A 21,223-nucleotide genomic window follows, 5' to 3' on the forward strand; every position below is an offset into this window, starting at 1 on the left:
ATCAAGCGTTAAGGATTGCTTTGGATTTGCTGACGAGTTCAAGCGAGGAAAGCTGAAGTTTATTGATTCTCGCATTCGCGGCTCATGACGAGTTTGCCGTTGGGAAGACGGTAGATGCCTTGAGGTTCGACGATCGGATCGCCGAGTTTCCACGATCGATTGTTCCCTGTTTTCTGAGTTTCTGGATCTGGAAGCGATCGGACTTCTCCAGTCGGAAACGACGAGGGCGGTGCATCTCCCGGTCGCACAGGTAAACCCCCCGAACCCGTAATCAGAAAGCTGCCGTTTTGCTTACGATCGCGGACGATGCAGCTATTGGCAAGCAAAGTATTGGGATCAGTGAGATTCTGCGACAGTTGGGTGAGGCTGTTTTGAATAAAGGTGGTGTCAGGTAGGGTGATGACACCAGAAACCGTGCCGCTGGCGTTAATGTCTACGCGATCGTTGCCATCCACCAACGTAAGCGAATTAGTTCCGCGAGGTGCCGGACGATAGTTTTGCCCAAAGAAAGCACGAGTATTCAGCGTAATATTGCCACCGCGACCATAGGGGGCAAATGAAAGGATATCGCTGTCTTCTAGCGCGATGATGGTGTTGGCAGTGAGGGCTATATTGCCACCTTTGGTATTACCAAAAGTGAAGCTAGAGATATCGCTATTCTGGCGAAGACGAATATCTTTGGCTGAGACTGTGATCGATCCTCCTGAGCCAATCTCCCCAAATGTAGAGATGCTGCTGTTATTGGCTTGTAAATCTCCGCGCAAGTTGATTTGAATATTCCCTGCGTCTTCGGTACTGTAAGTAGTTGCGCTCAACCCTCCGTCATTAGTCAGCTTCAGAGAACCAGCAGAGATAAAAATATTGCCACCCTTACCGCTCCCTCCATATCCTATGGCAGTCCAAATATTGCCAGCATCAAAAATCGCGCGATCGCGCACGTTGAGTATTACATTTCCAGCATCGCCGCCTACGCTTAGAGCACTCAATGCAGAACCATTCGTTACGGTCAAAGAACCAGTAGAGATGCTGATATTGCCTCCCTTTGTGTTCCCGCCAGATTGTACGCTGCTAAAAATATAACCATCATCAAAAAACACGTAGTTATGAGCGTCAATAATGACATTCCCGGCATCCCCTAATCCCTCAGTGGCAGTACTCAAATATGCACTACTAGTTAGAGTCAGAGAGCCAGTGGAGATGTGGACATTCCCACCCTGCCCATTCCCACTGGGCGCGACAGCACTATCAGCACCACTATTGTCGAAAGTCACACGATCTTGAGCATTAATCACAACATTACCAGCATCTCCAGTGCCAAAGATTGCAGTACTCAGTTTCGCACCATTAGTCAGGTCTAGAGAGCCAGTAGAGATACGAATATCGCCTCCCTGTCCAATGGCTCCGGTTGCTATGCTGCTAAAAGCACCACTGGCAAGTCCCTTTGCACTGGTGCCATCAAAATTTACCCGATTACGGGCATCAATGATGATATTCCCAGCATTACCATTACCACGGGTATTAGCACTCAGTTGTGCGCCATTAGTTAGTTCCAAGGAGTCAGTAGAGATACGAATATCACCGCCTTTGCCATTTCCACCAGGTTCTACACGGCTGTAGGCGGCCGTGAGAGGCTTACCATCTGCACCAAAACCATCAAAGGTTACGCGATCTCGGACATTGACAATGATACTTCCAGCATCTCCAGTACCTTCCGTACTAGTAATTAGTTGTGCGGCATTGGTCAGTGCTAAAGAGCCAGCGGAAATACGAACATTGCCCCCGTTGCCCGTTGCATTCGCTTCAACACTGCTTGAACCACCACTATCTATAAAGGAAGCATGATCGCGAACATTAATAATCACATTCCCGGCATTGCCTTGTCCAAAAGTACTAGTACTAAGTTCTGACTCACCCGTCACTTCCAAAGAACCCGCATTGATAATCAGATTGCCAGCATTGCCAACGGAATCGGAACCTACGTTGTTTCTAATTTCACTACTTTGCTCAACACGGATTTTTCCTGTGGCATCTAGGGTTAGGTTGCTTGCTTGACTGCCCTTAACACCCAATTCTGGATAAACACCCGCTAGTAGTTGACTATTTGATACTTGGATGTTGTCTGCCGTTACGACAATCTCACCGTCATTATTCCCCGCGACACCCACCAAAGATTGTTGCGCCAAGGCGACATTACCTCGCTGCACCTCTGGAGTAAATCGCAAATGACCATTTAGTTCTAACTCCACGCTACCAGCCCCGGCCACTGCACCAAGCTCCACTCGCCCACCTGCGGCAACAATTTGCCCCCCTTCAAGCAGGACATTGCCACCGAGTAACGTCAGAGCTTTGCCATTAGGAACTCGCAAGCCAAATGTTGGATCTCCGAATACTGTAGCGGTTGCGGTTGATTGGTTAACAATGCTGCCTCGTTGAGCAACTGCATTAAAGAAACAGGCGGATGGATCTATCGTCAACAATGCCGACGGACTCGCTGGATTTACAGCACTAAAAACACCCCGATCGCCAAATCCCACCCCATCCGCTGTCGTCGCCGCAAACGAACCTTGCACATCCAAACTCGCATTCGTCCCAAAAACAACGCCGTTGGGATTAATCAAAAACAAATTCGGACGACCATCCCCAAACGCACCCAACGTTCCCAGAATCTCCGAAGCCCTGCCACCCGTCACTCGTACTAAAATGTTCTGAATCGATGCATCAGGTAAAAAGTATGCTCCGCGACCTGCACTGACATTAAACTCACGAAAGCTGTGAAATAGATTTTGCCCTCGTTGTGCCCCACCTCCGATCGCTTCAATGGGTAGAGCCAAAAAGTTCTGGATGACTTGTGATCGCTCATTCCCCAACGTCTCATCTGGCACAATTACACTTTGGGCAAAGACAGACGAAGCCGCGATCGCCCCTACACTCCCTGCGATCGCGATTCCCACGAACTGCCCAGCCAACCTTCTCCAGTTGCTCATGCTGCACTCACTCCGCTGAGTTTTGCCGTAATTTGCTTGATCGGGGATGACAGGGTAGCTCCACCTGATCATCCTTATCCTACTGCTAATGGCAAATTCTTCCTATCTCTTGGCAATTTCTTTAGATTGACCTTGATGGGCAATGCGATCGAGTAATTGCTCCTCCCAGCTTGCCAAATCCCTTAAACCGTAACAAGTTCGTATTGCAACACCAAAAAATCTTGCGCTTGTAACGTCGCCATTGCATACTCACGACCCTGGGAATCAGAAAATTCCACCAGGTAGCGACACAGTGCGTCGTCTCGGTCATAAATATGCACGATGGTTCCAACTAAACCAATAGGCAACTCTTCTAGGGCAAGACTATTTTCCTCAACTAATGAGAGGCGATCGCTCGGAAGCTTAATGAGAAGGGCAACTGTATCTAGAAGTTTCGGTTGAGTCATCACTTGATAAAAGCAGAAACGAGTTGAGGTTCAGTTGAATCCTGCGGAATGATCCAGATCGTTCTGAGTTGAACAGCATTGGTATCGGGTAGTGTCCAGTCTAGCTTAAACTCTTGCCCAAATTCAGTTACCTGCTCTTGAACAATTTCGCCTTCGATCGCCGCCTGCCGAATCAATTGATCGAGTCGTTCTACGTTTTCAGCCGTGATGCCTAATGCAGACTTAAACACTTTAGCCTTGTGTTTGCCTTTAGGATGGTCTGGATTGAGGCAATAGCCGAGCAGCTTTGCGATCGGGATAATCGCCTGGTCTCCATTGGGTAACTTCATCACGTCTTCGCCCTTGTCCCTTGGTCGCTGGGGACATCTCACCGTCAACACTCACACCTTAAATTTCAACCGCAATTGCTACTCCTGCGCGATCGCCTCCTCTGCGTGGTGAATTGCCGCTATCGTACCAGTAGAATGGGCGATCGTCCTCTAAATTTAGCCATTTCAGATTGCGAGGGAGCATCTCACCCTGGCGTAAGTATTCATACTCGGTGTTAACTTGTGATCGACTGGACGTACAATGGAGTTTGGCAGAACTATGCTGGAGCAATGGCACGATCGCGCCATTACTGAGAACTATGCTCAAACCCATTACCGAAGCACAAATGGCTGTCTATCGGGCAACGGCACAGCGGCTTGCCCAAGAGCGGGTACAGCAATTGCGATCAAAGCACCAACGGGCTTGGGAGGTGGCGAGACAAGCGGCTCAAATTCTGAAGCAGCAATTTGGGGCACAACAGGTTGCCATTTTTGGTTCGATGCTCTCCCGCGATCGGGTACACGAACGCTCTGATCTAGATATCGCCGTTTGGGGTTTGGATCAAGACCTTTATTATCAAGCCGTGTCCCGCTTGCTGGATTTAGATCCCAGCCTTCCTATTGACCTAGTGGAAGTGGAACGCGCTAAACCCAAAATTCGAGCTGCTATTGAACACGAGAGTGTTGTGCTATGAGCATCCCTGGAACAATTTTGGCAGCTCGGATTCGCACCGAACTAGTTGATATTGAGCAAGTGGTGACCCGCACACAACATTTGCTGGCAAAAGCCCAACAGCAAAACGATGAGGACTATCTAGATGGTGTAGCCCTTAACCTGCACGGATTTTATGCAGGTGCTGAACGATTGTTTGAGGAAATTGCCAGAGAAATTGATGGCTCAATTCCCAGCCGTGCAGATTGGCATCGGGCCTTGTTGATCCAGATGGCATCCGAGATTTTGGAGCGCCGCCCCGCGGTGATCGATCGCGACACGCGCAATTGCCTAGATATTTACCGAGGGTTTCGCCATGTGGTCAGGAACATCTACACGTTCAATTTAGAGCCAGGTCGATTGCGGGAATTGGTGAATGCTTTACCCCACTGTTATGCCAGTCTTGCCAGAGATCTACACCGTTTTTGTGATTTTCTAGAGCAAGTTGATGTTGAGTGAATCCATCCGCCATTCATTCTTGCCCGTAATCAAGGACACTCGCGACTCATGACGAGCTTGCCGTTGGAGAGCCGATAGATGCCTTGGGGTTCGACTACTTGAAAGACGAATAGACTTAGCCGCGATGTCAATATTGCCGCCAGAGGTTAGCAAAGAAAGAGTTGTAATGCTGCTGTTCGAGAGTCGGGTGATGTTTCAGAGATGTTGCTGGATGAACCAGATGTTTTACTAGGTAGGCTTTCTATAGAATTTAACAACACGTCCAGACCACTACCGGAGTATTGTGAAGGATGATCTCTGCAAAAACTGAAATCGGCAGGATTTTCTTGAGGTCTGTGGAGGATTGAGCGATCGAGTACCATAGAAGCAACATCCACTGCACCTCCATTGCGCCCCATGACTTCAGCCTCCGATCGGGTTTATTGGACAACCGAGGACTTAAAGTTACTGCCAGAGAGCAGCAGTCGCTACGAAATTATTGATGGACATTTGCTCATGACTCGCGCTCCTCACTGGAAACATCAGAAAGCGATCGTCAAAGCTTCCAGAATTTTGGATACTTGGGCGGAAGCAAGTCAATTGGGGGAAACGGTAGCGACACCCGGTGTCATTTTTGATGATGCGGACAATGTGATTCCAGATGTGGTCTGGATTAGTCACGATCGACTAGCGGCGGGAGTCGATCAGGAAGGTCATTTCACCATTGCTCCAGAACTGATCGTTGAGGTGCTATCTCCAGGGACGCAAAATGAGCGCCGCGATCGCGAAACCAAACTAAAGCTTTATGCAGAACGCGGAGTACAAGAGTATTGGATTCTCGACTGGCGCACGCAGCAATTAGAAGTTTATCGTCGTCAGGATGCTTTCTTGCGGCTCGTCTCTACGCTGTTTCCCCAAGATACGCTGACCTCTCCTATTCTTCCAGGTTTTAGCTGCGCGGTTGCCGAGTTTTTCCGCTAGTGCAGAGCCTCTACAAACGTCTGGTGTTCAGGGCTGGCAATTCCTTGCTGAAGAGCTTGTAGCACCGCTGCCATGTCGCCTGACAAGAGGCGATCGCCTGCCAACCACAAGCCCGGAAATCGCTGGCTGCGGAAGATACCCAATGCATTGGCGGCTAAAGATTTGTATTCTCCAGCTTTGAGATAAAACCAATCAATCTGCTGACTGTAGGTGCGCCAAACAATATATTCCTGCACACCGTTGCGCCGATAAACTCGAAGCTTGTCGTGCAGATCGTAGGAAGCGCTACTGGCAGCAACTTCGACGATCAGTTCGGGTGCGCCTTCAATATAATCGTCCTCGCTAATCCGAGATTGTCCGCCCTGTTCTAAACGCAAGACGGCATCGGGCTGAGGTTCGTTATCGGCATCCAGACGAACGGTAGGATTATCGTAGAGTTCCACGCCCGGAGTCGCTGTTTTATAAGTCCAGAGCCAACCCATGATGTCGCCGTGGGGTTTGCCGTGTGCTTTGGCGCGTAATGGGGATGCCACGTAAACGACTCCTTCAATCAATTCTACTTTTTTGGGGTCAGGCATAGCAGCGTAACGACGCTCAAATTCAGTGCGGGTAAGGCGATCGCCGCTTTCCAGGGGAGGTAGCTTGATTAGTCGTTCCGTCGTCATAGCTTATCTTCAAGTCGTTAGTCATATTCTACAGCGTTCTTTCTGTATCCAATCTTTTACAAGTTGTTATTAGCACTAGAGTGAACTGAAAATTCAGGTTACAATCTGCTCAACAAATAAATTTAGCCCTGCGATCGTGGAGTCCCAATGCTCACTCGCCCCCGTGTTTTTCACCTGCTCGGATTGTTTATTAGCAGTGTAGTTCTGTGTTTTTGCCTGAGTCGTGTCGTGACGGCTCAATCTGTTAGTCTCGCGCAACTCGTGCAGCAGGGAGTCGATCTCTATCAGGCAGGCGATTATAAAACCGCCATTGAACTCTGGCAAACGGCTCTAAAAACGGATCAAAATAATCCGACGAATGCTGTGATCATCCGAGAAAACTTAGCGCGGGCACAGCAACAACTTGGGCAAAGCGATGCCGCGATCGCTCAGTGGGAGCAAGTCACTAACCATTATCGTCAGACCCGAAACCTCCAGTTTTTAGAACGCAGCCTGACTGAGCAAGCACAAGTCTACAGCAGCTTAGGACAATCGAGAAAAGCGATCGCGCTGCTGTGTGGACAAGAGTCTAACCGACTTCAGATCAGCAACAATCTATCTTGCTTGCCGGAGAGTGCCCTGCAACTTGCCCGTACTGTAACTGACAACACCGGAGAGGCGGCTGCATTAGGCAGTTTGGGAGATGCCTATCGACTGCGGGGTGATTACCAAACGGCGATCGTGCTGCTTCAGTCAGGCTTGAAGTTGACAACCAATCCTGCTTATCGGATGGCTGCCCTCAACAATTTGGGTAACGCCTACAGCAGTCTCGCACAGGTTAGCTATCGTCGTGCTGAGTCTGCTAACCAGCGTAGCGACGAACCCGAAGCTCAGAGATTTAAACAAATTGGATTGAAGGATGACAGTCAGGCACTGCAATATCTCCAAGAAAGTTTGGAACTCGCTCAGAGTCAAAAGAACTTAGCGAGTGAACTGCGATCGCTGATCAGTGCGATTCCTGCCTACTACCGCACTAGCGCCAACGCATCAGCAACAACTGTTCTTCAACAAGCAACGGCTCTGCTCACCCAATTGCCCGACAGACGCGATCGCGTGTATGCCGCAATTGATTTAGCTCGATTACAGCAGCCAGTAACGATCGAGCAACCCCTTTCTCGTATTGACTGTCTGCAATCAAATCTGTTGCCCCAGGCTGAATCACTCCTTCGGCAGGCGGTGACAACTGCTCAACGACTACAAGATCGCCGCGCCGAATCGTTTGCGCTAGGAGAATTGGGACACCTCCAAACCTGTCGCGGAGACATGGCGCAAGCACTCCAGCTAACGCAGCAGGCTCGACTTGCCGCCGATCAAGACCTGAAGGCAAAAGATAGTCTGTTTCTTTGGGAGTGGCAGACTGGACGCATTTTGAAAGCACAGGGACGTAATGCGGAAGCGATCGCTGCCTATCAACGATCGATCGCTACTCTAGAAACGATCCGCAGCGATATCTTGTCAGCAAACCGAGATCTTCAGTTCGATTTCCGCGAAACGATCGAGCCGATTTACCGCGAATTGGTGTCTCTCAAATTACAGCAGGAGACACCCGTTTCAATTCAAACAAAAGCCAACAATTCGACTAAAAGTAACCAGAACTTTAAAGCGATTTTAGGCACGATCGACTCGCTCAAACTGGCGGAACTGCAAAACTATTTTGGCAATGATTGTGTGGTTGTTGCCCTAAATTCTGGTAGCCAAGATGCAGTGAGCGATCGTTCTGCTGCTGTGATCAATACAGTTATTTTGGAGAATCAAACAGCAATCATTCTCAGCCTGCCAGATGGTCAGAAGAAGTTTGCTTTATACAACATCAAGCGACAAGATTTAATTGACCAAATCAACGTCTTCCGTCGAGGGCTGCAAAGCTACGGGGACTTCGAGGGCTATAATCCCCAACCCGCACAGCAAGTTTACAATTGGCTGATTCGCCCTTTCGCTGATGACCTAGAGCAGGCGCAAATCAAAACGTTAGTATTTGTGCAAGATGGTATTTTACGCAGCATACCAATGGCAGCCTTGCATGATGGCAGACAATTTCTGATTCAGCAATATGCCATTGCCACTACGCCTAGCCTCAGTTTGACCGATACCAAGCCTTTTAATCGCAGCCATTTGCGAGTCCTTGCCCTCGGCTTAACCAAGGAAGCGATCGTCGATAATCAAACGTTTCCGGCATTACCCAATGTCCGCACAGAACTCGCAGGCGTTGAAGGCAAGATTCCTGGCAGTAAACAATTGCTCGATGAAGCGTTCACTTCCATTGGGATGCAAAAAGAACTGAGTCAGACAGTCTATCCCATGATTCATTTAGCGACGCATGGCAAGTTTGGCACCGATCCAGACGATACGTTTATTGTGACGGGCAACAGTCAAAAATTGACGCTGAACGAACTCGATCACGTGATTCGAGGCACAACGCGTAATCGCGAACCGCTAGAACTGTTGACTCTGACTGCTTGCGAAACAGCCGTGGGAGACGATCGCTCGTCTTTAGGGCTTGCTGGCGTAGCCATTCAGGCTGGGGCACGGAGTGCACTCGCTTCCCTATGGTCAATCGACGATGCTGCAACAGCAGAAGTGGCTACAGAGTTTTATGCCAATCTGCGCGATGCCAACCTCACTAAAGCTCAAGCGCTTCAACTAGCCCAAAAAGCGTTGATTGAGAAATCGTTGAAAAACCCGCAGTTCTCGCATCCTGCCTATTGGTCTCCGTTTGTGCTCGTCGGAAATTGGCAATGAGCAACCGTTTGCGCCATCAAACTGAGCCTCTACTGCTGTTCAAGCTCTATCACTTGCTTGAGTCGATCGCTCTGCTTCTGTACCGCTTCTAAAGAATTCGGTGCTTCTAGTTTGATCAAGTCCTTCAATAGCGCGATGCTGGACAGCTTCGCTTTATCGTCTTCTAACGCTTCAGCGAGAGCATCGTACCAGAAGCCAGATTCAGCATACAAATTGGCTCGTTTCGTGCGGTCGGAGGTTCTTGCTAAAGACGACTGCAACAGGGTTGGCATCGCTACAACCTCAACTTCTGCCACCGCCATTTTGTTTTTAGAAGGGTCATTGAAAGCACACAAGATCTCCACTTGCCAAAGATACTTCTGTCCGGCAATTAAACTAGTCTGGTCTTTCGGTAACGTATATATCCGGATGCCCTTAGTGTCTTCTGCTCTTTCTAACAGATTCCGATGCTGCAGAATAGGCTTTCCATTGCTGCCATAGCTGTAGAGGCTAAACCTGATCGGATATGACCGAGTGTCGGGTATATACCAAGCAAACGTTGGGTGTGTTGCGATCGTTTGCCCTACATGCCCTAGGGGTGCCAGGGCAGTCAGCATCCCTTTTGCCGCTTCGCCACAGGCTGTTCTCACACCCGTGGTGCCAGTCGCAGTCGAAGGTCGAGAAGGATTTTTGGGCGTGTAAGCAGCAAAAGCGACAGAAGAGATCGTGAGGCAGACAATCAAATTGCAACTGAACAGGAATTTTAGAGTTTTAGGGTGTGAATGCAGAGTCATATCGGTTTGTTGGGGGAGATAAATTACTTCTAGACTACTGAGAAACGATCGACCTGACGAGACCGTTAAGGGTCAAAATTGATGCAGGATTCTGCAAACCGAGTCACCCAAGCTGGCAATTTCCTTTGTCGAATAGCTTAACAATTGTTGCCGATCGATCGTCAAATCTTCAGTGTTTCTTTGGATAGTGTTTTTTGGAGTTGGCTCGATCGCAGTTTTCGGCAAATTTAGCTGCTCGATCGTGCCATCAACTTGTCAAAATACTGCAATCAGATTGGCACAAAGCGTTCATGGATCTATCAACGCATTTTCCTACTATGGGAGTCAACAGCGTTAATGGGGTAACAATTATGAACAGATTTGACGGCTCGACCTGCACGGCTTTAACCGATCGGTCTAACTTCACCCATTCAGCAGCCCTTACCTCGATCGCAACACAAACCAATGGCTTGCAAGATCCCTTTAATTTTTCGCCTCGCACCAGCAGCAGTTTGATTGCACTAGATGACCGAAGTATTGACACCATTAGCGATACCAATCGGCTGACCTCAACCGATATAATGCAGACGACGACAGATTTCTTCGGTCTGGATCAGTTCGCCTGGAACTATCAGGATGAGTTGACGGGGTTAGCAACTGGCACGTTTAATCAGCCAGCAACGCCAGGGTTATTTGCGACGAGAGACGCGATCGATTCAACGATCGCTCAAACGACTCAACCGAAGATTCAACTAGTAGGTGGAACACTGGGAGCCGATACCTTCACGGTGCTTTCAGGAATTCAATACAACGTGTTTTCTGGCAATGGCAACGTTGAGTTTGGCAGAGGTGGACGGGATGTCATCGATTTATCTGGAGTTTTGTCAAGTAGTGTCGATTTCAATTTGGCAACGGCGACCCGTGGTGGCATTCTGTTTAACCCTGGCAATGGCACACGAGTGTTTGATACGCTTAATTTCAGCAACGGCAGTCAGATTTTGTTTGAAGGAATCGACCAAATTAGCTTTGCTGACACAACGCTAAGTCTCTCTGTTACTCCCAACGATCCAGGATTTAGTCAACAGTGGAACCTGCACATGATGGGCGTTCAGAATGCGTGGCGGTTCACGACCGGGTCAACTAACGTGATGATTGGGATTGAAGACACGGGCTTGGGTATGACGGCGGCTGGCAACATTCATTCCGACCTCCGCAGCGACAATACTCTTCTCTATGGGGACAACTCTAAGGATGACTTTTTCCGCAATGTTCCAGGTGAACAGAGGATTCAATCAACCTCCCACGGAACTGAAGTGCAGGGTGTGATTGCTGCTGCCTCTAACAATGGCATCGGCATCAGCGGCATCAATTGGAATTCGACCGTCGCAAATCTGGACGTGCTAGACAACAATCCTGGCGATCTTTCGCTTGCCCAAGCAACCAAAGTGCTGATCGATTACGCTAACAGCCAGGGGCAACGGCTTGTGATTAACATGAGTCTGGGGGGTGGAGACATTGAGCCTGATTTTGAACAACTGGTTGCCCAAAACCAATCCAACGCGCTGTTTGTGATCGCCGCCGGGAATGACGGACAGTATGGCATTTCTAATCCTGCGTCTTTAGCAAGCCGCTATGCGAACGTGATTGCGGTCGGTGCATCTTGGGGCACTGAGGACAAAAATGGCATTCCTAAAGCTCCCGGTTCTCGAATTTCTTATCCAGGCTGGTGGGGGTCTAACTATGGGGTGGGACTGACACTGATGGGCCCGTCTGAAGTGCTGTCAACTCGTGCGATCGATTCCACTTACGATGTGAGTTTTGATTTTGACTCTGAGTTTAATGGCACCTCGGCAGCGACACCCAACGTGGCGGGGGTTGCTTCGCTGGTTTGGAGTGCCAATCCTTACCTGAGCGCAAATCAGGTGCAATCAATTCTGTCTCAAACTGCCTATGATTTAGGAGCGACGGGTCGAGATTTGGTGTATGGCAACGGATTTGTGAATGCAGATACGGCTGTGCGACGGGCGCTGGCGATCGCTGCTGGGGCCGCATAGGCGATTTTGAAGGTTGAGACGAGCGGAATTCAAAATTAACGAAGTGTTAAGTGATACTTGGCAGTCTGAATCTCTAATGGTAGATTAATCTGTAATTTTTATCTTTGCAGAAAAGTTTTCGTAGAAAATTTTAACTGCTCCTGCCATGAAGACGTATGCGATCGCTCGATGTTGGCTTGGTTTAATGGGTTGGTTAGGTGTGCTGGGCACGATCGCTATCGGCGTGAACGATCACGCGGTTGGGGAAATCGTACCAGATGCCTCTCTGGGTGCTGAAAGCTCGATCGTTACGCCCAATACGGTGATTCGAGGGTTGCCTAGCGATCGCATTGATGGCGGTGCGATTCGCGGCAGCAATCTCTTCCATAGTTTCCAGCAGTTCAACATTGGCGAGGGGCGAGGCGCATATTTCGCAAATCCAGCAGGCGTTGAGAATATTTTGAGCCGCGTAACGGGCAACAGTCGCTCTGAAATCTTAGGTAGACTCGGTGTGTTAGGTAATGCCAATCTGTTTTTGCTCAACCCGAATGGCATTGTGTTTGGTTCCAATGCCAGTTTAGATGTCACAGGTTCGTTTACGGCAACAACGGCTAACGCGATCGCTCTGGGAAACCAGGGCTTTTTTAGTGCGACACAACCAGAGAGCAGTAATTTGCTGGCGATTGCGCCGGGAGCGTTGTTTTTTGATCAACAGGTGCAGCAACCGAGAACAATTCAGAACTCTGGAAACTTAACTGCGGGACGCGATCTAACACTATCGGCTGACAATTTAGAGTTGCAGGGACAGGTACGATCGGGCGGCAATTTAACGCTACACGCTCAAGATACGCTTCGCATTCGGGATAGTGTTACCAATCCATTTATTGCGGCGGCGAGTGGGCAGTTGTTGGTGCAGGGCGATCGATCTGTGGATATTTTTGCGCTGAATCATCCTGATAGCGGGGTGTTTTCGGGTGGGGATATGGTGCTGCGATCGGCTAATCAAGTTGGGGGAGATGCTCATTACTACAGTGGTGGCAATTTCCGCATTGAGAAGATAGATGGCGGTTTAGGTAATTTGTATAGTCCTAACGATCCAATCATCCTCGTAGCTGGAAACCTATTTCTCAATAACTATATTGGAGCTTCGCTGCATATTCTGGCTGGCGGATTTGTGTATATTCCAGGAACGATCGAAATCACAGGTGCAGATACTAATTCGACGGCACTCATAGAGAATGTTAATTTATCGGATGGAACGGTATTGCCAATCGATGGTACTGCGCGCCCGACCTTAGATATCCGAGCAGGTATTGATTTATCAGGTGTCACTATTCCAGGAGGAATAGCTATCATTGGGTCTGGAACTTTTCCTGGTGGTGGAGATTTCGATTCTGAGCCTTTTGATTCAGGAATCGTTTTAGGGCAAGTCAATATCATTCCACCCAATGGATTAGTCTTTCTAACGAATCAATATCAGCCGAACACATTGCTGTCAAGTGCAGGTGTTGTCATCACCGGAAGAGGAGTAACTAGAGCAGGAATTGCTTCGCCTGTGCAAGGAATTGATGCACAGGGCTTTGGAGGAAATGGTAGTTCAGTTGTTATTGACTCACGAGGCATAATTTTTCTAAGAGAAGGAGCTTCAATAGACTCTTCTTCTGACTTTGGCAACGCAGGGAGTATTAAACTGACAGCGGGTGAGAGTATTTCGCTTGATCCTGCTGCTTCCCTCCTCTCTTCTACTAGCACTGGCAGAAGTGGCGATATCAATCTAGATGCAAAGGAAATTTCGCTTGATCTTTTTGCTTCTGTGATCACACAAGGTGGAGGCGATATCCGAATTCAGGGCGATCGCCTGCTGATGTATTCGTTTTCACAGATCACAAATCCTACCCAAGGCAACCAAAACGCAGGTAATATTTTCATTCAGATGAATGACTCAGTTCGTAATGATGGGGGAAACATTGGAACTTTTGTATTCCCTGGATCTTCAGGAAATGCTGGCAACATCGACATCAAAACTGGAGAACTATCACTTATCGGGAATGATCTCACAATAAATGGTAGGCGGTTTACAGGCGGAGATATTGGAGCAGATACAACTGGAGATAGTAAGGCTGGAAATATTACGATCGATGCCAGACGAATCAGTGTTCTAGACGGAGCACAGATTAGGGCAAATGCAGGTGCTGACTTGCTTCCGGACGGTAAAGGAAATGGAGGAAGTGTAAACATTCACGCCTCGGAGCTAGTTGAAGTCAGTGGAAGTGTGCCAAGTAACTCAAACATATACAGTAAAATTTCATCCGATACCTATAATTCAGGTGCGGCTGGCAATGTCAGTGTGATAGTTGACAACGGAAATCTGATTGTTCGCGATCAAGGCGCTATTCAATCTCAGGTTCAGGGAGGTTCCGGATCAGGTGGTAATGTCACGATTAAAGCAAATAATGTTTTGCTTGAAGGTGGTGGACAAATTACGGCTGGCTCCTTTGGTACAGGGCGAGGGGGAACTTTAACAGTCAACACCAGCGAATCAGTCAAAGTAACAGGCTTATACAGAAGTGGGGCACCCAGTGGTCTGTTTACCGGAACATATGGTGGTGGAGATGCTGGCGACATCTCGGTTACGACTAATCGACTTCGTGTTCAAGACGGAGGCACTATTTCTGCCTCAACCTTTGCAATATCAGGGCAGGGACGCGGTGGAAACGTAACTATCAATGCGCCTCAATTTGTAGAAGTGAGCGGCAGTTTGAAGAATGCAGAGGGTGATGTTTTTCGCAGTAGCATAGTTGCTGAAACCGGAAGGCTTCTTGAGGTTCCAGGCGGTGTTGAGCCAGCATTGGGCGGAAAATTAACGATCACGACTGGGCGCTTGAGTATTCGCGATGGTGCTAGAGTATCAACCAACACCTACAACTTTGCAGGACGTGCTGGTGACTTAATTATCAATGCGCCGGAAACTGTCGAGGTTATAGGGAAGAACACTGAAGGAAACATCAGTAGTTTATCAGCAAAAACAAATGGAATTGGGAATGCTGGTAACTTGACTATTAATACTGGACAATTATCAATTCGCGGTGGCGCGGAGGTCTCGACTAGTACTTCAAGAGACAACGATGAATTTCGCGTACAGCAGGGTGGGCAGGCAGGTATATTGAATGTTAAAGCCGACCTGATCGAGGTCAGTGACGCGCCGAGTGGGTTAATAAGTAGTTCTTTGCTCTCAACTGGCGATGCAGGTCAATTAAATTTGACAACGAAGCGCTTAATCATTCGTGATGGTGCCACTGTAGCAACCTCCTCAGTTTTGGGAGGACGAGGAGGCGATTTGAATGTGACGGCTACAGATTCTATCGTCATTAGCGGACAAGGATTTACATCGCTAGCCAATGATCCGTTTGGGCTAGGGCAGTTGACGATCGCGAGTAATCTTTCGGCTGAGGCAACAAGTCTCACAAATGCAGGCAATATAGCAATTCGTACAGATCAGTTAATTGTCAAAGATGGTGCAGAAGTTTCTGCTAGAACTATGGCTTTAGGAAATGCAGGGAATATAGGAATTCAAGCAAATTCGATCACTTTGACGAATGGTGGGCTGATCACAAGCCAAAGCAGTGGACTGTTTACGAGCCAAAGCGGCAATGCAGGTAATATCTTTCTGAATGTCCGGGGACCCTTACAAGCTAACGATGGAACAATCTCAACTAGCGCTGCTCAATCTTCCGGGGGAGCGATCGAGATTACAGCCAAAGACATTCGACTGAAAGGCAACAGCGACATCACCACCTTTGTTAATAGTGGTGCAGGCGGTGGGGGCAACATCACTCTGACTGCTGACTCCATCCTCGCCTTCAATGACAGCGACATCCTGTCATTTGCCCGTGATGGCAAGGGTGGCAACATCACTCTTAATACAGCCGCTTTCTTCGGGCAGAACTATCGTCCGGCTCCTCCTGGTACTGATCCGCGCACATTAGATGGCAACAACCGGGTCGATGTCAACGCCAGCGGCACGGTTTCTGGCATCATCACTATCCCCGACACCACCTTCATTCAAAATAGCCTCACCCAACTGTCAGACAATCTAGTCGATCCCTCTACGCTGCTTGCCAATAGCTGCATTGTCCGCAGTCGCGATCGCACCTCAAATGGCACCTTTCTCATAACAGGCTCCGGCGGCTTACCCATCCGTCCCGGCGATCCACCACCCTCATCATTTCCAACTGGGGAAGTCCGATCGCTCCCCCAACCCCAAAGCCAAACCGATCACCCCTGGAAAATCGGCGACCCGATCGTTGAACCTCAAGGCGTTTACCGATTAGCCAACGGGAAACTGGTTATGAGTCGGGAGTGTGAGCAATGAAGACGATCGTGTTCACACTGGCGCTCTTTTTTAATGGGGCGGCGATCGCCACAGCCCAATCCCCACCGCCTGCGGGTGTGACAATTCCGCCCAACGCCCCCCAACGGCTTGAGCAAACCATTCCAACCCCGTCCGAGTCGCCTAGTCCCCTGCCGCCACCTACCTCTACTCCGCCACCGCGCTTAACCATTCCCGCTACGCCATCCCCGCCTGAGCCATCAGTGTCCCAGGGAGAGCAATTTTTCATCAAAAAAGTAGAAGTTTCTGGGAACACGGTTTTGCAGCGCGAGATTACTGCTCTGGTAAAACAGTATGAGGGCAAAAAGGCAACATTTGAAGATATCCTAAACCTCCGCGCCAAGATTACTCAACTCTATACCGATGCAGGTTACATTACCTCCGGCGCATTTTTGCTGAACAATCAGGCATTAGATCAAGGCATTGTTCGGATTAAAGTTGTTGAAGGTGAACTGGAGCAGATTGAGATTAGTGGCTTAACTCGGTTACGCGATCGCTACGTGCGGAGTCGCTTAGAGCGGGCAACCAAACCCCCTCTCAATCGCCGACCGCTTGAAGAAGCTCTGCAACTGTTGCAGCTTGATCCACTCATTGCTCAAGTCAATGCAGAACTGACAGCAGGCACTGCCCCCGGTCGCAATCGATTGCGCGTCAGCTTGCGAGAAGCACCGCCGTTTCATGCAGGGGTTGCGATCGCGAATGATCAATCTCCCAGCATCGGCGAAGTGTCTGGCAGTGTCTTCGCCTCTCACGACAATCTGCTGGGTTTCGGCGATCGTCTCACCGCCAACTATAGTAGAACCGAAGCGCTCGACCTCTACAATTTTAGCTACACGGTGCCTTTCAATTCCCTCAATGGCACTGCCAGCATCAGCTATGGCAACAACGCCAGCGAGATTATTGAAGAACCGTTTCAAGACCTGGGGATTCGCAGTAAAACTCGTACCCTTTCTTTTAGTGTTCGTCAACCTGTGCAGCGATCGCCTCGCAGTGAGTTCGCCCTGGGTGTCGGACTCGATCTGCGGCGCAGTCAGACCTTTATTTTAGATGATATTCCATTCTCGTTTTCCGAAGGGCCGGACAACGGCGAGTCGAAGGTCACAGTCATTCGCTTTTTTCAAGATTGGACAAATCGCGGCAGCACTCGTGTTTTAGCAGCGCGATCGCAGTTCAGTTTTGGCATCAATGCCTTTGATGCCACGATTAACGATATTGGCACTGATGGGCGCTTTTTCTCGTGGCTGGGGCAGTTTCAGTGGGTGCAGCAGGTGTCTCCCAGAGTAGTGTTGATTAGCCGACTCGCGGCGCAACTAACCCCTGACTCTCTGCTATCTTTAGAGCGCTTTAGCCTGGGTGGAGTTGATACAGTGCGCGGCTATCGACAAAACCAACTTGTATCCGATAATGGCGTAGTGGGTTCGCTAGAACTGCGGATTCCCCTGACGAACAATCCGAGTATTCTACAACTCACGCCTTTTGTTGAAGTGGGTAGTGGCTGGAATAATCGTGGGGTCAATCCTGACCCACAAACGATCGCTAGTCTTGGTGTAGGATTGCGCTGGCTAATCAGTCCAGGCTTTGATGTGCGCGTAGACTATGGCATTCCACTGGTGTCGATCGACCAGTCGGGTAATTCATTGCAGGACAGCGGCATTTATTTCTCCCTGCGCTACCAACCCTTCTAATTTAGTTCCTGTGGGTGAATGCTGGCTCAGTTAACGCAAACAGGGCAGCTATAAAGGACTGCCCCGCCATTTCATTCAATTGTTAGACTTAGCGATTCTGAGAGACTGCATTAGGTGATGCGGTTTCCTCGGACGGTTGGATGGAGAGCAAAAATCGACCTCGATCGTTCGGATTTACCGTGCTGACAATCAGCGTGTAAGAGCCATTTCGAGGAAGTTTGATGTCAACCTTAGACTGGCGATCAGCTTTTCCTTCAACAACCTTCTTGCCCTCAGAATCCAGCAGAATCAGGTACGGGTCGAAGTCGAACTGGTATAAGGTAAGCGCGATAGTTTGGTTTGCCTGCCCTGTAAATCGATAGCTACTGTAAGGGGAGCCATCTTGCAATTGGGGACTGGTGCGAGTTAAGCGTCCTTGCTCAAAAAGCAAAGGAACGGTTGCTTGCAGTTGATAAGCTCCAAGCTGCTCTGGATGTAATGCGTTGGCGATCACGGTGTAGGTTCCGGCTACTGGTAATTTCGCCAACATTGTCGCCGTGCCACCGCGCTCTTTACTCTGACGTTCAGCCACGACTTCCCCATTCGGTCCTAGCAGTACCAAATAGGAGCCGATTTGCGAACTGGTCATACTAATCTTGACAGGTTGATCAGCATCACCCTTAAAGGTGTAGAGGTCGGCTCGGCTCTTATCACCACACATTAAATTGTCGCTTTTCTGAAGAGTGCCGTTGTTCACTGCACCATTGAGCAATAGTTTTGCTGCTAAATCATGACTCGATGACGTGGTAAGACTCACGTACTGTCCAAGAATAGGAGACAAACCTTGCTTTAATGCTTGCACCAATGCCTGCACTTTGTTCGCTGCGATTGCAAAGTTCATTCCTGTCGCATCCCTACGTCCGCCCGTATTGATGCCCAAAAGTTCCCCACGATCGTTGAGTAGCGCTCCGCCAGAGTTACCAGGGTTCAGCGTTACATCCGTGTCAATCCTGCCTTGATCAATAGAGACATTACTGACACCACCTCGCGTAATCGAAGAGGGTTTCGTACCTTTCGGGTAACCGATTGCAAAAACCTCCTGTCCTTTCTCTACGGAACTCGCTGCCGCAAAATTTATGGTTGGTAGCTTAGTTGCTTGAATTTTTAACACCGCCAGATCTACGCAACCAGGTGTTCCCTGTGAGACTACCTGGGCCATAAACTTGCGCCCGTCCGCCAGTTCGACTGCTACCTGTTGTGCGCCTTCTACAACATGTGCATTCGTCACAATCAAGCCATTTGCATCAATGATGACACCACTACCTGTGCCTTGCTCAGTTTCTATATACACAACTGCGGGTGCAGCTTTGCGATAGATATCTTGTCCAGACAGACGCTCACTTTTTGCCAGAGCTGCGCGAGTTGAATCAATACCGGGTGTCGTGAGAGTGAATTCGCTGATGACCGTAGTCGCGATCGCCGCTTGAGTTGCCATCAGCCCAGTAATTGCAAAGCGAACCAGCTTAGACGATCGAGGAAAGAATTGCAGTGTCATGATAGTACTCCTGTAAGTTGGAAAAAATTAGCAATAGAAAGCAAGATTGGACAGTTAGTTATCTAGCGGAAAATTTGCAGATCTACCACTGCATCAGCGGAATGTGAACCATCCCATTGCTTGGTGGCAGCAAACGAGTCCTACCCTCATTAATTGCGTCTTCGACTTTTTTGAGAGACTCTGGATTGAGAGTAATCGGCGTTGTGGGGCCAAAGCTACTACAGTGTTCCAGTCGTACTCCCATTTCTTCTGCCAACAAGCAATCAACCTTTAGAGTTGACCCGAAAGCCGCAAGGGTGGGTCTTAAATCAGCAGCAGAGGTGCTGACCGTTCCAGGCACAGGAACAGAGGGTTGTGTTTCCTGAGCGCTTGCCGACATCCAGCCCGAACTTGTTGAAACAAAAGTACTGATTGTTGTGGTGACGATCGTGGCTTGAATGACTAGAAATCCAGAGACTGCTAGTTGAACCGATCGAGATTTTTTCTGAGAAACAGGTTGCAGTGCCATGAGATATAACTCCTTGGGTGTTGAAGTAATTCAGGCTGCACGGCATCAGCGCGACAGAATAATCCGCAGTTGCTAATACCAGCTTGGGATGAATCGAGAATTGAATTAGAAATAAACTTTGAGAGCTACAAGCAATCAGTAGTCTGTGTCTGAGCGTTTATCTGTTGCTTGTTCGCTTGATTTAAGAGTAGGGCATCCATTGAGGAGAATTACAGACCTTTTCTACCAACTTGCTTGACAAAAAATGGCAGACTGGTTGCACAAAACAGCAATGCCGCTCATGTAGAAAATGGGGAGACGGATTCAACCTGATATACATAACCTAAACGACTTATTTTCTCGCTGCGCCTGACTCAAGATTTTTTCCATTTCTTCCAACTCATAAACCACTCCTGCATAATCATCTTCCCCAATCTCATTCTCATCCTGATCTAGAGCTGATTTATTTCCAATTCACCTTGAACAGAATGCAAATAACTGATTAGATGACGCACTGTAATTAAACCTTGACCTGGATCGAACCACTTTAGCTCTACACTCCACAACATTTGTCCCTGGTAATACCAAGCCTCATCAATCAACTCGCCATCACTCTCAAATCCATCCATCGTTTCGTCGTCAAACGGAGTATCATCGCGAGTTGTGTTTATAAAACGATAGAGCGACTCAATCCCTAATTTTGCAGCTAGAGTATCGAGTTCTTCAAGGTGGTGCGGCACTGACTTCCAATCAACTTGGCGCAGCGAAGGTTCCCAGAAATGATATTTGTCATAGTCCTGTAATGCTGGAAATAGCTGAACGCCCATTGTCTTAATCAATTACGCTGATGTTGTATAAATATTAACTATTTTTGGATTCGATTACTTGAAATGAATAGACCTCCTGCATAAATCCGGATAGCCCTCCTCACGAAGTGGGGCGAAGCCCTCGTCAATCCTTCTCCTCAAGGGAGCCAGAACTCTCTTGTTCCCTCTCCTTGGGGAGAGAGCTAGGGTGAGGGCGGAGTATT

Annotated in this window: 17 protein-coding genes; 7 read left to right on the forward strand and 10 right to left on the reverse strand. The window is 48.8% G+C overall.

What is annotated here, in order from left to right:
• Positions 1 to 59: 59 nt before the first annotated feature.
• The 3 genes from C7B65_RS21125 to C7B65_RS21135 all read right to left on the reverse strand — a co-directional run bounded on the left by C7B65_RS21125 (position 60) and on the right by C7B65_RS21135 (position 3,759).
• Positions 60 to 2,984, reverse strand: a complete 2,925-nt coding sequence (locus tag C7B65_RS21125; RefSeq protein ID WP_181314464.1) for a two-partner secretion domain-containing protein — start codon at positions 2,982 to 2,984, stop codon at positions 60 to 62.
• 182 nt (positions 2,985 to 3,166) lie between these two features.
• Complete coding sequence (locus C7B65_RS21130) at positions 3,167 to 3,430, reverse strand: DUF4926 domain-containing protein (RefSeq protein ID WP_073074617.1); 264 nt, start codon at positions 3,428 to 3,430, stop codon at positions 3,167 to 3,169.
• A complete protein-coding gene (locus C7B65_RS21135; protein WP_073074616.1) occupies positions 3,430 to 3,759 on the reverse strand; it encodes a DUF6883 domain-containing protein in 330 nt (109 codons plus the stop codon). The genes C7B65_RS21130 and C7B65_RS21135 overlap by 1 nt, the downstream gene beginning before the upstream one ends.
• A gap of 248 nt (positions 3,760 to 4,007) precedes the next feature.
• Between C7B65_RS21135 and C7B65_RS21140 the strand changes: the two genes are divergently transcribed.
• On the forward strand, positions 4,008 to 4,433 hold the full coding sequence (locus C7B65_RS21140; protein ID WP_219898683.1) for a nucleotidyltransferase family protein: 426 nt from the start codon (positions 4,008 to 4,010) through the stop codon (positions 4,431 to 4,433).
• A complete protein-coding gene (locus C7B65_RS21145) occupies positions 4,430 to 4,909 on the forward strand; it encodes a ribonuclease toxin HepT-like protein (RefSeq protein WP_073074614.1) in 480 nt (159 codons plus the stop codon). The genes C7B65_RS21140 and C7B65_RS21145 overlap by 4 nt, the downstream gene beginning before the upstream one ends.
• Positions 4,910 to 5,159: 250 nt before the next feature.
• Here the strand turns inward: C7B65_RS21145 and C7B65_RS29370 are convergent, their stop codons facing one another.
• Positions 5,160 to 5,282, reverse strand: coding sequence for a hypothetical protein (locus C7B65_RS29370; RefSeq protein ID WP_262983566.1), 123 nt, complete (start codon positions 5,280 to 5,282; stop codon positions 5,160 to 5,162).
• 23 nt (positions 5,283 to 5,305) lie between these two features.
• Here C7B65_RS29370 and C7B65_RS21150 point away from each other — a divergent pair, with 23 nt between their 5' ends.
• Positions 5,306 to 5,869: a Uma2 family endonuclease gene (locus tag C7B65_RS21150; protein ID WP_073074613.1), complete on the forward strand. Its 564-nt coding sequence runs from the start codon at positions 5,306 to 5,308 to the stop codon at positions 5,867 to 5,869.
• On the opposite strand, the gene C7B65_RS21155 is transcribed toward C7B65_RS21150, so the two are convergent.
• The gene (locus C7B65_RS21155; RefSeq protein ID WP_073074612.1) at positions 5,866 to 6,534 is read right to left on the reverse strand and encodes a Uma2 family endonuclease; all 669 of its coding nucleotides are present in this window, start codon (positions 6,532 to 6,534) and stop codon (positions 5,866 to 5,868) included. The two genes, C7B65_RS21150 and C7B65_RS21155, sit on opposite strands and share 4 nt — an antisense overlap.
• 93 nt (positions 6,535 to 6,627) lie before the next feature.
• Positions 6,628 to 6,774 carry a hypothetical protein gene (locus C7B65_RS28515; RefSeq protein WP_219898684.1) on the reverse strand — a complete coding sequence of 49 codons (147 nt, stop codon included), beginning with the start codon at positions 6,772 to 6,774 and terminating at the stop codon, positions 6,628 to 6,630.
• On the opposite strand from C7B65_RS28515, the gene C7B65_RS21160 reads away from it, so the two are divergent.
• Entirely contained in the window at positions 6,763 to 9,312 is a 2,550-nt protein-coding gene (locus C7B65_RS21160; protein ID WP_219898685.1) for a CHAT domain-containing protein, read from the forward strand. The two genes, C7B65_RS28515 and C7B65_RS21160, sit on opposite strands and share 12 nt — an antisense overlap.
• Before the next feature lie 29 nt (positions 9,313 to 9,341).
• Here C7B65_RS21160 and C7B65_RS21165 read toward each other — a convergent pair whose 3' ends face one another.
• Positions 9,342 to 10,085, reverse strand: coding sequence for a DUF928 domain-containing protein (locus tag C7B65_RS21165; RefSeq protein WP_073074610.1), 744 nt, complete (start codon positions 10,083 to 10,085; stop codon positions 9,342 to 9,344).
• A 350-nt stretch (positions 10,086 to 10,435) separates the two neighbouring features.
• Between C7B65_RS21165 and C7B65_RS21170 the strand changes: the two genes are divergently transcribed.
• The 3 genes from C7B65_RS21170 to C7B65_RS21180 all read left to right on the forward strand — a co-directional run bounded on the left by C7B65_RS21170 (position 10,436) and on the right by C7B65_RS21180 (position 18,172).
• Positions 10,436 to 12,118: a S8 family serine peptidase gene (locus C7B65_RS21170; RefSeq protein WP_219898686.1), complete on the forward strand. Its 1,683-nt coding sequence runs from the start codon at positions 10,436 to 10,438 to the stop codon at positions 12,116 to 12,118.
• A 145-nt stretch (positions 12,119 to 12,263) separates the two neighbouring features.
• The gene (locus C7B65_RS21175; protein ID WP_073074608.1) at positions 12,264 to 16,469 is read left to right on the forward strand and encodes a two-partner secretion domain-containing protein; all 4,206 of its coding nucleotides are present in this window, start codon (positions 12,264 to 12,266) and stop codon (positions 16,467 to 16,469) included.
• A complete protein-coding gene (locus C7B65_RS21180; protein WP_073074607.1) occupies positions 16,466 to 18,172 on the forward strand; it encodes a ShlB/FhaC/HecB family hemolysin secretion/activation protein in 1,707 nt (568 codons plus the stop codon). Before C7B65_RS21175 ends, C7B65_RS21180 begins: the two co-directional genes overlap by 4 nt.
• Positions 18,173 to 18,260: 88 nt before the next feature.
• Here the strand turns inward: C7B65_RS21180 and C7B65_RS21185 are convergent, their stop codons facing one another.
• The 3 genes from C7B65_RS21185 to C7B65_RS21195 form a co-directional block, all read right to left on the reverse strand.
• Positions 18,261 to 19,706 carry a S1C family serine protease gene (locus tag C7B65_RS21185; protein WP_073074606.1) on the reverse strand — a complete coding sequence of 482 codons (1,446 nt, stop codon included), beginning with the start codon at positions 19,704 to 19,706 and terminating at the stop codon, positions 18,261 to 18,263.
• Positions 19,707 to 19,788: 82 nt separating this feature from the next.
• Positions 19,789 to 20,214: a hypothetical protein gene (locus tag C7B65_RS21190; RefSeq protein ID WP_073074605.1), complete on the reverse strand. Its 426-nt coding sequence runs from the start codon at positions 20,212 to 20,214 to the stop codon at positions 19,789 to 19,791.
• Between the two features lie 431 nt (positions 20,215 to 20,645).
• Complete coding sequence (locus tag C7B65_RS21195) at positions 20,646 to 21,020, reverse strand: hypothetical protein (RefSeq protein WP_073074604.1); 375 nt, start codon at positions 21,018 to 21,020, stop codon at positions 20,646 to 20,648.
• Positions 21,021 to 21,223 lie beyond the last annotated feature (203 nt).

Source organism: Phormidesmis priestleyi ULC007 (assembly GCF_003003695.1).
GTDB lineage: Bacteria > Cyanobacteriota > Cyanobacteriia > Leptolyngbyales > Leptolyngbyaceae > Phormidesmis_A > Phormidesmis_A priestleyi_A.